This window comes from Algirhabdus cladophorae, assembly GCF_044772865.1.
Taxonomy (GTDB): Bacteria; Pseudomonadota; Alphaproteobacteria; order Rhodobacterales; family Rhodobacteraceae; genus Algirhabdus; species Algirhabdus cladophorae.
The window spans coordinates 97050-111660 of sequence record NZ_CP173029.1; the positions used below are offsets into that span (position 1 = coordinate 97050).

At 53.1% G+C, this 14611-nt stretch carries 9 protein-coding genes; 3 read left to right on the plus strand and 6 right to left on the minus strand.

Annotated features, from left to right (window positions below; translation table 11 throughout):
• Nucleotides 1–362: 362 nt before the first annotated feature.
• From xrtE to ACIRQ6_RS00495, 4 genes are all read right to left on the minus strand, one after another.
• The gene (gene xrtE, locus ACIRQ6_RS00480) at nt 363–1973 is read right to left on the minus strand and encodes an exosortase E/protease, VPEID-CTERM system (RefSeq protein WP_420862165.1); all 1611 of its coding nucleotides are present in this window, start codon (nt 1971–1973) and stop codon (nt 363–365) included.
• A gap of 110 nt (nt 1974–2083) precedes the next feature.
• Nucleotides 2084–2275, minus strand: a complete 192-nt coding sequence (locus ACIRQ6_RS00485; RefSeq protein WP_420862166.1) for a VPEID-CTERM sorting domain-containing protein — start codon at nt 2273–2275, stop codon at nt 2084–2086.
• 129 nt (nt 2276–2404) lie between these two features.
• Nucleotides 2405–6889 carry an SdrD B-like domain-containing protein gene (locus tag ACIRQ6_RS00490; protein ID WP_420862167.1) on the minus strand — a complete coding sequence of 1495 codons (4485 nt, stop codon included), beginning with the start codon at nt 6887–6889 and terminating at the stop codon, nt 2405–2407.
• Between the two features lie 472 nt (nt 6890–7361).
• Complete coding sequence (locus ACIRQ6_RS00495; RefSeq protein ID WP_420862168.1) at nt 7362–8777, minus strand: mannose-1-phosphate guanylyltransferase/mannose-6-phosphate isomerase; 1416 nt, start codon at nt 8775–8777, stop codon at nt 7362–7364.
• A gap of 294 nt (nt 8778–9071) precedes the next feature.
• On the opposite strand from ACIRQ6_RS00495, the gene ACIRQ6_RS00500 reads away from it, so the two are divergent.
• Genes ACIRQ6_RS00500 through ACIRQ6_RS00510 form a run of 3 tightly spaced genes read left to right on the plus strand, consistent with a single transcriptional unit; the run spans nt 9072 to nt 11848 of the window.
• Nucleotides 9072–10157, plus strand: coding sequence for a Gfo/Idh/MocA family protein (locus ACIRQ6_RS00500; protein WP_420863828.1), 1086 nt, complete (start codon nt 9072–9074; stop codon nt 10155–10157).
• A 12-nt stretch (nt 10158–10169) separates the two neighbouring features.
• Entirely contained in the window at nt 10170–11054 is an 885-nt protein-coding gene (locus ACIRQ6_RS00505) for a hypothetical protein (RefSeq protein ID WP_420862169.1), read from the plus strand.
• Nucleotides 11055–11086: 32 nt separating this feature from the next.
• Nucleotides 11087–11848, plus strand: a complete 762-nt coding sequence (locus tag ACIRQ6_RS00510) for a WecB/TagA/CpsF family glycosyltransferase (protein ID WP_420862170.1) — start codon at nt 11087–11089, stop codon at nt 11846–11848.
• A 4-nt stretch (nt 11849–11852) separates the two neighbouring features.
• Here ACIRQ6_RS00510 and ACIRQ6_RS00515 read toward each other — a convergent pair whose 3' ends face one another.
• The gene (locus ACIRQ6_RS00515) at nt 11853–12701 is read right to left on the minus strand and encodes a sulfotransferase domain-containing protein (protein ID WP_420862171.1); all 849 of its coding nucleotides are present in this window, start codon (nt 12699–12701) and stop codon (nt 11853–11855) included.
• 63 nt (nt 12702–12764) lie between these two features.
• Nucleotides 12765–14369, minus strand: coding sequence for a VPLPA-CTERM-specific exosortase XrtD (gene xrtD, locus ACIRQ6_RS00520; RefSeq protein ID WP_420862172.1), 1605 nt, complete (start codon nt 14367–14369; stop codon nt 12765–12767).
• Between the last annotated feature and the right edge of the window lie 242 nt (nt 14370–14611).

Below are 14611 nucleotides of genomic sequence, written 5' to 3' on the forward strand. Positions count from 1 at the left end.
CATCGATCAAATTTCAATTTGGGCTGGGGACCTGCGTCCTTCACCCTCCACCACAAACGGAGTTAACCGCCTTGCTCACCGTTAACGTTCGGTTAACAATGTGGCGAAAATCGTCCTTAACTATGAAAAGATCGTGTATAGGTTGCTAACGCCCATGCGAATTTCCCCTGAAAACTGCGATTCAAGGCAAAATAACGCTAATTCTGTCGGGGCGAAAACACGCACGGGTTGTGTCTGTCGCACGTGGGGTAAATCTGTGGCTGAAGTTTGCTCGTAACGCGTAACACGCGGTTAACATGAGACAAATTTCTGCCGATACCAGGTTTATCTGGGCAAATTCACGCTGATTTAGACGTGTGTTTTTAGATTATTGCCAGATTTCCAGTGGCAACGGCCACCCCAAATACGATCGCATTGGCAGCCATGTGCGAAACAATGGCGTCTGTAATGTTGCCTTTTCGGTAGGCAACCCAAGAGAATATCAAGCTTGCCGCAAAGGCCTCGGCCCATCTACCATGCAAAGCGGCAAACAAAACAGCGGTGCCAAGACTAGCCACAAGAATCCAAGCACGACCTGTTCCAAGGCGCATTTTCGGCTCAAGGTAGCCGCGAAAGAACACTTCTTCGATGATTGGGACCAGAATCATGGTGCCAAATCCGCGCAAGACAAACCAGCCGACCAAAGCGGCCCCGGTCAGTGTGCCATAAGGCGCTGGACCTTCGACCGGATCGACAGGGATGATCACCCACGCCAGCCCGATCAATGCGCCTGCGCTGATTGCTACTGGATCAAGGCGCCATGGCAGGCGCTTAAAGATTGGCAAGAACGCGGCTAGCACCAAAACCATCAATACGACACGGGCCGGATAGAACAGGGCAGGGGATGAAGTCAGCGCCGTAGCCAGCAAGGCGCTGAACATGAAGACCGCGAAGGGAAGGATGAAGGCGACGGTTTGATCTTGGAAAAACGGGACCAATGGAGCAGGGGCTGCCTTTGTGTGCGCAGCGTTCTTTTGCAAGGCTGGGACGGATTGGGCCAGTGCTACGATGCCCAAGGCCACAAGTGTGAACATCAGCCAGCCTGCGTGGCTGTGAAAACCGCCCACGGCCAGCTCGGGATTGCCTTCGAGGCCGATGATCAGCAGGACCGCGACGCGGATCACATTGAAAATGATCGAAGCGGTCATCCCAAGAGGGAACAACAGCAGCACCCCCGGGAATTTTAAGGTTCTGCGAAAGAGAAAGAGGTAGAGCGTCACAAAAATTGTCACCAATGCGAGGCCTTCTACCCCTGAACATTGTGGTGCTACGCCGATGTGGAAGTCGCCTTTGCCGATCACTTTCTCAGCAGTGTATATATCGATCTCATACCCGGCAAATTGGATCAGCCAAGCGACTGCGTTGAACGTGTAATCGGCGATCGTTTCGATATGCCATAAAGGGCGAACAATTGTCGCAAGATAAGGTGTGGCACTGCCCACAACCAAAACAGGTAGCAGGCTAGACCATTCTTCTTTCAGAAAGGCGGACCACCTACCAATCGGAGCAATAAATAGTGCGAGCCCAATAAGAATAAGGGCCATCCCGAGGCCCCAACAGATAAAACTGGGGATTAGGGCGGATGTCCCAGAGTTTTTGCCAAGCAGAGAAAGTGGGATCAGTGCGACAGCGGCGCCCAACAGATTCAGCCCAAGGGGCCAGATGTGTTGGCCGGCTTGGTTGATAAGTCTTTGGAAAGGCGCTGGACGCAGCATAAACAGCAAAAGCAAGGCACCTAAGCAGCAATATATGGCGATCATTGTGCCACTTGCCCCTTGGCAGGCGTAGATGGGCCAATTGTCCAGACATTTAAAATCAATTGCGTGTTTGAACAGCGTGCCAATCACGAAAAGCTCGCTAAGGAAGATAAACAGAGCGCCCAAAAGCGCAATTTTTTGTCGGGAAGAGGAGTGTTGTGGGTCCAAAGCGGTCATAGGGTAGCTTTATCAAATTGAGTGAAATGTGATAGGTCGGAGTCTGTTAAAAAATAAGCCCGCCGAATGAAATAAACGGCGGGCTTAAATACGCATTACACGTTGTTTGATTACGCAGCGCGGCGGCGACGTTCCCAAGCCAACAGTACAACAGCAGCAACAGCGGCCAAAGCGGCTGTACCCTGCAGAGCACTGATTTCTGGCACATCGTTACACGGGATGCCAGGTAGGTTGTTGCAGCCTGCAAACGAAGCGCTTGCAGAAGCTACCAATGCCGAAGTGGCAATAACCAGTTTCTTCATATCGTTCTCCTTACGAGACCAATGGTTTCAATCAAATGTGGTCTAGTTAAGACCTAATCTGACCCGACGGGGGCTCCGTCTACTGCAAACGCCCGAGCCCCGGGCGCCTGCCATCTCTTTGACCTGCTATCAGCAGATGCAGTCATAATCTTCGAATTTCATACCGATGATGAACGGTTGAGCATTCGAACCAGTTACTGGGTTAGGATCAACGATCACACCAATGATGTCACCTACGCCTGCTTCGAAACCGTCTTGCCCAAGGGCCAGAGCAACGATTGCATCAACTGCAGCGTCGTCGCCATAGCCTGCGTCAGACGCAGACAAGATGTCTGTATCAAAGCTATCTGTGAATTCCCAGATTGCGCGTTGAACTTCCCAACCAGTGTAGCCTTGGCCTTCGAAGTCTTCGTTGAGGATCCAGTTGACGATGTCCATGTTCTCGCCAGCGGCCAGACCATTGGCAAATGACACCTGATTTGAGTTAAAGAACCCAGATCCGATTTCGTCAGTACCGTACATATCGCCTGTGACAACCGGCGCAGTGGCGAATGTATCGCTGTCGGCGGCGGGGTCACGAATGCTGAGGCAATAGGCGTTGGTGAAGGTGATACCGTCCAGACGAGCGTCGTCGGCATTCACAATCTTCAGATCCCAGCCAAAGTCTTCAACCGGTGAGTTCACGTTACCAGCTTGCAGCTGATATTCGATCAGATTGGCCGGTAGGCTACCGATAAGGCTATCAACAGTATTTGCATCGCCACAGAAGGTCATTGCCAGGTCGGCAGTGCCGGCCCCGCCTTGACCATCGGATACGCCGTATGTGATGGTCTCAACCGCGCTTTCGCCGATGTCCAAACCTGCGTAGGCTGTTTCACCATCGATGACCAACTCGCCGCCCATCAGGGTCACGAATGTGCCAGCGGCAGTTTCCACCGTTTCGCCTTCAGCGATGGCAATACCGTTGATCGAAGTGATCGTCAGCGGGCCGGTGTCCACGTCATTCGAAAGCACATCGACGGTTTTCTCTTCGTCCGCGCATGTCATGGCCATATCGTCCATCATGGTTGGATCAGCCGAGACCAAGCCTGCATCCACTGTCAGGTTCTCTTCGCCAACAGCCAATGTATAGGAAGCGGTCACACCGTTTGCATCTACGTCGCTGTCCAAAGCATCGTCACCGGCGTCTTGGCTGGTAAAGACGAATGTATCAACGTCGTCGAATTCAACTGAGTAGGATCCAGCGTTCAGACCGTCGAACAAGTACATGCCGCCATTGGCTGTCACGGTTGTGGTTGTGTTGCCGTTGCCGTCTGTCAACGTGACAGTCACACCGTCTACACCAACTTCGCCGTCATCTTGCAGACCGTTACCATTGGCATCGATGAACAATTTGTTGCCCAAAGATGCTGTGCCCGGATCAACAATACCGCCATCAACGTTGCGCTTGTCCTCGCCGATTTCCAAGGAAATCGTATCGGTCACGCCATTGCCGTCCACAACGTTTGTCACGTCGCTGTCGACAGTGTCGTCTTGGCCTACATCGGCTGCAACGAACTGTTTGCCAGTTTCAGTGTCAAGGAACTGAACCTGATAGCCATCAGCTGCATCGAGGTTTTCGAACAGGTAGTTTCCGTTTTCGTCAGTCTCCATACGGTCGATTTCGACACCGTTGAGCAACAACACAACTGTCGCGGCTACGATGGCAGTGTCGTTTTGACCTTGGACACCATCATCGTCGTCGTCACAGAAGTAACGACCACCCAAGGAGGCTGTGCCGGGGTCTTCGACGCCCATGTCCAGATCTTCTTCACGGTCGTTGATGCCCAATGTCACAACTTGCGTCATGCCATCTGCGCCAACGTCGCTGTCGGATGTGTCGTCAACACCTGCGTTTTGGTCAACCAATACGCGGCCACCCAAATCAGCGTCGTTTGTGTCGAACATCACTTGGTACTGACCTGCGTCCAAGCCTGTGAACTCGTAAGAGCCATCGGCGTTGGTTTCGGTTGTGATGGCAACGCCAGCACCGTCCAGAACAGGATTTCCGTTTCCGTCCAACAGTTTAACAGTCACGCCACCGATACCGGTTTCGTCGCCATTGTTGTTGTCGTCGTTGTCATCGTCGCTGTCGATGAACACACGACCGGCCAAGGAAGATGTACCGGGGTCTTCGACGCCCATGTCCAGATCTTCTTCACGGTCGTTGATGCCCAATGTCACAACTTGCGTCATGCCATCTGCGCCAACGTCGCTGTCGGATGTATCGTCCACACCAGCGTTTTGTGTGACCAATGTACGGCCGCCCAAATCAGTGTCGTTTGTGTCGAACATCACTTGGTACTGACCTGCGTCCAAGCCTGTGAACTCGTAAGATCCGTCTGCGTTGGTTTCTGTTGTGATTGCCACACCAGCACCGTCCAGAACAGGATTTCCGTTTCCATCCAACAGCTTAACAGTGACGCCGCCGATACCAGTTTCGTCGCCATTGTTGTTGTCGTCGTTGTCGTCATCACTGTCGATGAACACACGACCCGCCAAGGAAGAAGTGCCTGGATCTTCGATCCCGCCATCGACGTTACGCTTGTCTTCGCCAGCAGCCAAGGAGATGGTGCCGGTTGAACCATTGCCACCTGTGACCGATGTCACGTCGCTGTCGATTGTGTCGTTGCCACCTTGGTCAGCGTCGACAAATGTTTTGCCTTCGCCTGTATCGAGGAACTCAACTGTGTAGCCGTCACCCGGTGTCAGGTCTTCGAACAGGTAGGAGCCATCGGCGCCTGTGTCCTGACGGGCCACTTCAACACCGTCTTGGAACAGCACAACTGTGCCGCCAACAACGGCCATGTCGTCTGCGTCTTGGACAGAGTTGTCGTTGACATCCATGAAGTACACACCACCCAGCGATGCTGTTTGTGGGGCTTCACCTGGGGACCAGCACAGATCGTCAACCGCACCGGAACCGGCCAAGTTGATGACCATCTGTGTCACATCTGTCGCGTTCAATGTAACGGTCTGGGCAGAGTTGTTGCCCGCCGCAGGGATCGCGATGGATTGTGTGGACCCGTCAGCCAATGTCAGCTCGATTGTGCCGCCATTTTCTTCGATATCCAACAAAACGATGCTTTGCAGATCGGATGGGTTGTCAAAGTCAAACGTGATCGAACCACCGATTGCGTCATCGGGGTCAGAACTGTCGTTGTCTTCGGAAATGATCAGGATGTTGCCGCGGCCTGTGTAACCAAGGTCGTGATCGCCCCCTGTCGGGTTGTTGCTGTCAAAGATCATTGCGTCGTTGGCAGCAGTGTTGTTGTCGTCACGCTGTGCAGAGATCGTCACACCAGCAAACTGCGTGGATACAACTGTACCAGCGCCAACGCCTTCAAAGTCCAGTTTTTCGTCACAAACTTCACCGTCTTGGCACAATTCGATCTTGTCGATGCGAACGAATTCGCCGCGATCGCTTTGGGCCCACAGAGTGACAGTGTCACCAGTGTTGATCTGGATGTCGTCTACTGTGAACTCGGAGAAGTGGCCGTTGTTAGAACCGCCGCCGTTGTTGTCTTGGTCCAGATTGATGGTGCCGACAACTTCGCCGTTGATTTTGACCATGATGACCGATTGGCCATCGCTTTCGTCCTGTGCGAACACAGTCAGATCATATGTGCCTGATGGACCAGCAAATGTAGTTGAAATATCGCCTGTACCGCCGAGGCAGTTGATTTTCACCAGGCAATCGTCCGATGCGTTTGCGCCGCCAACAGCGTGGAACCCGTTGAGGTGCATCGATTCTGCTTCGATCACGATGCAGACAGGCTCGTCGCATTCAGGAACGTCTTTGACTTTGATCCACATGGCCTTCTCAGTAGAGGCACCATGTTCGTCCGTCACAGTAACAGTCACATCATATGTGTTGTTGCCGTTGCCGTCTGTTGGGTTTTCGAAATCAGGAGCGCCAACGAAAGTCAGCTCGCCTGTGTGGGCGTCGATTTCAAAAGAAGACGCGTCAGCGCCGCCAGTGATCGAATATGTCACTGTGTCGCCGTCTACATCGTCGCTGTTGAGGTTGATGACGAATGTTGTGTTCTCGTCCACGCAGATGATGCCGTCTTCTGGCACGTTTGTGAATGTGGGCGGAGTGTTGGCAGGGGCCATGTCACCAGCGGACAGGCAGGAATAATCCACCCAGCAGCCTGTGACGTTGCATGTGCCTGCAACAGTCAATTGAACGCCGGCAGGAGGAACCGAGCCATAGAACGAGAAGTAATCGTCGCCAGCGCCAGCAGCGTCGTGACCTTCGACTTCGATTTCGATCATGTAGTATGTTTTGCCGTCAGAGCCGCGCAGGATGTGATAGCTTTCCGCATACATCTGGCTGCCGACGCGTTCGCCATCGACACTGGCATATTGGCCAGAGCGGTCGTTGGCATTGTCGTTGCGCCAGTTGTCGCCAGACAAGGTACGGTCGTTGTCGTAAGTCGACAAAGTGACCGAAGCGGATCCTGGCATGGTGAACGTGTCACCTTTGTTGATGGTCCAGGACTTGCTGCCGGACGCTGTTGCCAGAAGGTCAGCCTCCGTGAACGCAGTCCATTCTTTATAATGATAGGTCATAACTTTTATCTCTCATTTGGCAGCCAAAAGGCATACGGAACTGTCGCACGCACACACACGCGGCGACTCTATAATGAGTGATTTATTTTGAAGAGGTCGAACGCAGAAGGTCGCAAAAGAGCGGCTTCACCACCGCCTCCTCTACGTCTTCAAAATCAGGCTGGTGGCACACATCCACCGGTAAGAAAAACTCTTGTCGCCCAAATACGCTCGGCACATTCCCAAACACACACACACTCGGACCGACAGTACTTGATGTGTTAAAGATGTGTTAGCACATTTGTTCAAAGGTTAACGAAATAGCTCATATTTGCGATAAATTTCGGAAAACTCCCCTCAATATCGTGGATTGTTTCAAATTGCTCAACAGTGAAAACTACCTCTGGTTGAAGCGGCTTTGAAGCCAGTTTCGCCAAGGGATAAACGGGGAATCAGTTTGATTTGATTGTGCTTACTCAGATACCCAACGCCCTTAGTCGCGGGCGTAAACGTCTTCGTAGCGGATGATATCGTCTTCCCCTAGGTAAGACCCGGTCTGAACTTCGATCAATACCATTGGTACTTTGCCCGGGTTGACCATGCGGTGCGTGGCGCCCAATGGGATGTAGACCGACTGGTTTTCCGAGACCAGTTTGACCTCTTCATTGATCGTAACTTCTGCGGTGCCTTCCACAACGATCCAATGCTCGGACCGGTGATGGTGGCTTTGCAAACTCAGCGCGGCACCGGGATGAACCAAGATGCGTTTAACCTGAAATCTATTGCCAACAACGAGGCTTTCAAACCAACCCCATGGGCGGTGATCCTTGGGAAAAGATTCCGCCTGAAGCGCTGATTTGGCTTTCAAAGCGGCAACAGCTTTTTTCACGTCTTGGGCACGGGATTTGTCGGCGATCAAAACCGCGTCAGGCATGGCCACGGCGATCACATTGTCCAAACCGATCCCAACCACCTCAAGGCCGTCGCTTTCTGAACGCAGTAAAGTGTTCTGGCAATCAATGGCTGTGGCATGATCAGAGGTGGCGACACCGTCGGAATCAGGACCGGTCTCGCGCCACACGGCATCCCATCCGCCCAGATCGGACCATCCGGCTTTGAACGGCACAACGCTCAGGTTGTCTGCCCGTTCCATCACGGCGTAGTCGATTGAAATGTCTTCGGCTTGCGCCCAGTTTTCAGGATCAAGGCGCAAAAAGCCGAGATCGCTTTTGGCGGCTTTGTAGGCGGCTTGCACCGGGGCCAAAAGGGCAGGGGCGTGGGATTTGAACGCATCGATGATGTCACAGGCCCGGAACAGGAATATCCCGCCATTCCAAAGATGCTTGCCATCTTTCAGCATTTTGACAGCTGTCTTGGCATCAGGTTTTTCAACAAAAGACTTCAGGGCGACCGGTGCGTCGCTGTCAGGCGCTTTCGACAGTTCCAAATAGCCATAGCCGGTTTCTGCATGGGTCGGCTGAATACCGAAGGTGACCAATTGGCCGCTTTGGGCGGCGGGAATACCCCGTGCAACAGCCTCGCGGAATGCAGCATCGTCCGGTACCACGTGGTCTGACGGCGCGACCAACATCAGGCCCTCTGGATCGCTGCTGGAAATATGCAAGGCTGCGGCCAAAATAGCCGGCGCTGTATTGCGGCCCTCGGGTTCGATCAAAATCGCGCCTGGATCCATATCAACGGTCAACAACTGTTCGGTCACAATAAACCGGAAATCAGAAGCGGTGACGACGACAGGGTCTGCGTAGCCTTCACCGGCCAAACGTTTGGCCGATGCCTGAAACAAGGTTTCGTCGCCCAATAACGCTGCAAATTGTTTTGGGTAGGACTTGCGGGACAAAGGCCACAGTCGGGTGCCAGAGCCCCCACACAACAAAACAGGAGTGATCATTTCAAAGGACTTTCTTTATATTGGTTCTTTTTTCATCATTTTGCGACATTGGACATGGAATGCGCCTGTGTAGACCGTATTTGCCGCGATAGTTTCCATTTGGCCACTTATATTGGCTAAAGATGTTGAAATTTTGGCGGGCCCTTGCCGAATTGTCATGGGATTGCCGCATTCTAACCGCATCTGCGTTGCATGAGCGTGGTGAATACAGCATATGTGGCGCGATTTAAGACAACTGCGCCCCAGATACGCTAAGAACAAATATTGAGGCAAGCCAACGTGCAAAAATTAAAAGTGGCCGTTGTGGGACTTGGGAAAATGGGCTTGAGCCATTTTTCTATGGTCAACGCACATCCTGATGTAGACACTGTCGGCTGTGATGGCGCCGGTTTTATGGTCGATGTTCTGGGCAAGAACATTGCGACCCCGATGTATCGCGATTTTGACGAGATGCTGGAGAAGGAACCGCTGGACGCTGTGGTGATCGCCACGCCTTCGCGGTTTCACGCGCCTATGGTGGAGCAGGCTTTGAACAAAGGTCTGCATGTGTTTTGTGAAAAGCCGTTCTGTCTGGACTGGCAGGATAGCAAACGTCTCACTGAACTGGCGGCCTCCAAAGGGTTGGTGGCGCAAGTGGGTTATCATTACCGCTATGTTGGCGCGTTTCAGGAAATGAAGCGACTGATCGATGCAGGCGCTATTGGCAAGATCACCCATATTCTGGCCGAGGCTTATGGCCCTGTTGTGTTGCGCCCCAAGCGGGCCACGTGGCGGACCCAAAAGGCCGAAGGCGGTGGATGTTTGTATGATTATGCAGCGCACCCGTTGAATTTGCTGAATTGGTATTTTGGTGCGCCGGGTCAGGTAACAGGGTCGGTTCTGGGTCAGGTTTTTTCCGAAGGCACAGATGACGAAGTGTTCTCGACACTACGCTGGGACGAGGGGCCGACAGCGCATCTATCGGTGAACTGGTCTGATGAAAGCCATCGCAAGATGTCGACCAAGATCAGCCTGATTGGCACCAATGGACGCTTGTATGCGGACCGTCAGGAGTGTCAGGCCTATCTGCGCAAGCCTGTTGCCGGTTTGGACGAATATAGCGAAGGCTGGACTGTGAAATACACCACCGAACTGACCGAGGATCGTTGGTTTTACTTGCGTGGCGAGGAATATTCGGCCCAGCTGGATGAATTTATCTGCGCAGTGCGGGATGGCAAAAACACGGCGTCTGAGAATGATTTCGCCAGTGCGACCCAAACCGATCAGACGATGGCGATGATTATTGAAAATGCCGAAACCGGGCAGGCCGTTGGCCAAGCCTCGGCCCGTCCAACGCCGCAGGCGCCCGCGCGTCGCGGTTGGTTTGGTCGCAAAGCGTAAGGGGCCCAGCAGATGACAACCGAAAAGAAAATGAACAAGCTGCTGTTTGGCGACAACCAGTTCTTTGGCATTAATCACATGTCCGAAGAAAAGGCGCGTGCCCAAGCGATGCGGTTTCAAAAGACTGACGCGATTATGGATGTGCTGGATGTGGCCTATGATGCAGGCATCAACACGTTCATGTGCACGACCCACGACCGGATTGCCGAGATTGCAAAACGGGTGAAGGCGGATCAAGCGCGTTACAGCGATTTCACGTTTTATCCGTGCATGCCATATGCCCATAAATATGCGAATGCCGTGACTGAACATGGCATGGTGGGTGCGCTTAAGGAATTCATGCCCAAGGATGGTTTGCTGTCCACGGCTTTGGCCGGTGGTAAGGCGTTGGCCACGAAAGAAGTCGACGGGATCGCTAAGGTTCTGATCGATATGGAGATGAAGATGTTTGACGGCACGAACGCGCCGGTCGTCTTTATCCAGAACGTGTTTACGGACCTTTTGTTGGGCATGGGCTTTACCCGAGCGTTCAAGATTTTTGATGATCACATCCGCGAAAAATACAACGCCCAACCGGCCTATATCACAATGAATATGCCTGCTTTGCTGGAGGCTCTCGAGGCCGAAGGCATCGAACGCCCGATCATTTGTTCCAACATCAACAAGATCGGGTTTAGGATGTCCGGTGGGTTTGATGCCTATCTGGATGCGCTACAATCGGGGCGCGTGCGGGCGGTGGCCATGTCGGTTTATGCCTCTGGCGCTATTCCTGCTGATGAGGCGATCCATTGGATTTCCGAATTGCCTGGGGTCGAATCTATTGTGTTCGGGGCCTCAAGTGCTGGCAATATCAAAGGCACCAAGGCCTTGGTGGACAAATACATGGTGTCCGCGTAATGCCAGATGGAAGCAATTTTGAAAGACCGTTGATGACGTCTGAATTGAAAAAAGTGCCTATGCTGAATGCCTATGTGCACGATTTGGATATGGATGATCTGGTCCAGAACTTCACTGAAGGGGCCATGCTGACCCTGCATGTGGATATGATCATGAAGCTGCAAAGCGATCGTGAGTTTTACGATCTGCTGGACACGTTTGATGTGATCACCTGTGATAGCCAGATTATGTTCTTTGCCACCAAATGGTTGGGCACCCCGGTGCGTGAACGTGTGTCAGGGTCTGATTACTTCCCGAAATTCTATATGCACCACAAGGACAACCCAGATATCACGGTGTTTCTGTGTGGCGGTAAACCTGGCATTGCGGACATGGCCGCTAAGAATGTGAACGCCAAAGTGGGCCGCGAGATGATCGTGGGCACCGATGCGCCAGACTTTGATTTCGACACCAATCCTGCGGAAATCGAGCGGATGATCGCGGCGATCAACGCCTCAGGCGCCACTGTTTGCCTTGTGGGTCTGGCCGGTGGTCGTCAGGAAAAGTTCATCATGAAATACCGCGACCAGATGCCGGGTGTAAAGCTGTGGTTGCCTTTGGGCGGGACGATTGATTACGAAAGCGGGACGTTTGAGCGCCCGCCGGAATGGATCACCGAGTGGGGATTTGAATGGCTTTATCGCCTTGCCAAAGAACCACGCGCGCGCTTTCACCGCTATGTGGTGCACGAGCCGCCGTTCCTTTGGGCGATCCTCAAACAAAAACTGGGCTGGTATAAAGACCCGTTCAAGTAACGGTCTAAATCCGCAATCCTGTCAGCTCAAAAACACGCTGCCGGTCGTCATCCAATAGGGGGGCTACGACGTCGATTTCCGTAAAGGTGAGGTCCGACGGCGCTGTGGCGATCGACGATTTGATCCAGCGGTGTAGAGGGGCAGGCAAGGCCTTGCGCGCCAGCGATTTTGCACCGCCCAACTGGTTCAAAACACGTCCCGCAGTCGTATAGCGGTAGGCGCCATGTTGATCTTCTTTGGCGGCGTCCAAGCTAAGGGTCAGAGGCGAAAGCTCCAGAAAATCAAGTACTTGGGATGTGACCTCTTGCGGGTTATCCTTGAGGTCCTCAAAGCGCAGGAACAGAAAATCTGATTTGTCCCAGACCTCGAGATAGCGTTCGATTTGATCGGCATATTTGCTGATCAGCAAGGCCATTGGATTGCGTTCTACGGCGGCTTGCAAGGTTACCGTCCCCCCGCGCGAGCGTTCATCGTTGCGTGCCCCATGGCGGATCATCGACATCATCCGTTTGACTGGATCGCGCATGATGTAGATGAATTTGGCGTTAGGGCTGTGGTCCTTGATCCGCTGAGGGATGTTTTCGGTGTAACCGGGTGCTCCATCCTCGTCCAGCAGATGGCGGGGTCGTAAGAACGTGTAGGTGGTCGACGCATCCAACCGGATTTTAGCGTCAGGGCGGGCGAAACAGCGGCTGTAAAACTCGAAACCGCGATCAAATTCCTTGCCAAAGAACTGCGGTTCCTTGGGGTCAGAGACACATATGTCAGCGTGTTGGGCCAACAGGGACGCAAGATACGTGGTCCCAGATTTTTGCGCCCCAATCATAAATGTATTGGCGATTGGCCCAGACATGCAGTGGCCCTCTTTTTGGACAGTGGTCTAGCGGTGTTTGCCCTAAATACCCGGCTCAGACAATCAAATGCCGTCAGTTGGGATAAAGCGTGGCAGCGGCGCTTGGAGGTCTTGGAGAACTTCCATCAGCCTTGCTTCGGCCATTTCTTCCGGTTCGCCGTCGCTGATAAGGGTTGTCAGCCTGACCAACGCGCCATCAGTGCGGCCCGTGGTGATCCCGTCGATCATCAACCAGTATTTGGCGGCAAAATCCCACGCGATGCGGCGTTCTTTTTGTTGGAACCAGTAATAGACCATCATGCGGGTCTCGCCCTTTTGGATGATGGCGCGGTTGATGTTGAACGGCACTTCGGTTTGCATCACTTCTGTGATGTCTGTGCGTTCCAGCCACGCGATTTCCCATCCAGCACCGGGCAGGCAGATTTCGGGCGAATGTACACCGCCTTGGGATTGATCGTTGTACCACGCCATAAACAGGCCTACGGCGTTCTCGGTATTGTCTTTGCGCAGGGTCACTTGGTGATAATCATCAGCCCCCAGCACGTCTTCGACGCCGGGGTTCAGCATTTGCCGTGGCCCTCTTTGTTGCCATTCACCGATCTGGCGTGGGAACAAAACAAAGCTGTCACGGGCGGGGTTCATCGCGTTGCGATCGGGCAAGGCCTGGATCGCAGCAAAGGCCGCTACGGATAGCATGGCTGTGGTGATCAGGGCGCGCGTTGGCAGAATGTTTTGGATGCGTTTGGCCTGCGTGCCCAGACCTGTGGTGTCCAGATCCAAGGCGTCTACTAGTTTTGGCCGCTCCGGGTGGAGAAATAGCATCAGCCATGCCAACCCGAATAGGATCATAATGCAGCTTACAAAAATCACCCAACCTTCAAAGAAGTGTGTGAACCCTTCGAGCCAATCAACGCCGTAGTATTGAACGATCACACCGGCCACTGCGATGCGCACCGAGTTCATAAAGATCGCAATAGGCACAGCCGAGATCAACAGCACGGCCTTGTGCCACATGGGACCTTGGTAGAGGACTGCGAAAATGTAGGAAAAGCTGAGGATCGGGAACATGTACCGCAGGCCCGAACAGGCTTCGGCCACGTGCAGTTTCAGGATGCCCAAGTCGATGATGTTACCGTCCAGAAAGACCGGCACATCCATCATACGCAGGAAGATCACACCCAGCTCGGATGAGACGAATTGCAGTGAATTAGAGACTTTGTAGTAGATAACACCGGGCAGCGGCAACATGTACACCAGATGGACCACGGGCGGCCAGAACTGTTTGCCGATGTTCCAGCCCCAGCTGACCAACAAGATACCGCCCACCCACAGGATTAGCGCGTAGGCGACCAGATCATCAATGTTAGACAGAATGCCCAAGGTCCCGAGGGCCAGCGACAATCCCACCACAACCACGCCGGGCCAGCGCACGCGATCTTTGCTTAGATCAACGGGGAATTCCTTGAGTTGGCGCAAAAATAGCAAGCCTGAAAGCACTGGGATCAGGGGGCCGTGGCTGTATTCAGGCAGTTGCCAGGCCACGAACAAGGCGCTGAGGCCGTTTTGGAAAAACAGCAGCGCAAACACAGTTGCGATCACAAGCCACCAGATGCCCCAGTTGTTGAGGGTCGCAAACACAGGATTGGGTGCGGTCGTGGACGTGGCCATAGAAGGTCTCTGAATCAATAAACAAACAGCTGAAAATCAGCAGATGTGGCTTAACACAATTTTCATACCTAAGTCCTGCAAAAAACTATCACAAAGACGTTGGTCTGCCTTTTGTGCAACAAAACCGTGCCAGTCTCTGGGATTGTAGATGGGGTTGCACTAATCTTGCCCATATCTTCCTTGGTGTTGCCATAAATATCGGGTATCCGCCCGTGTGTATGAGGGCAGCCTCGCAGTTATTT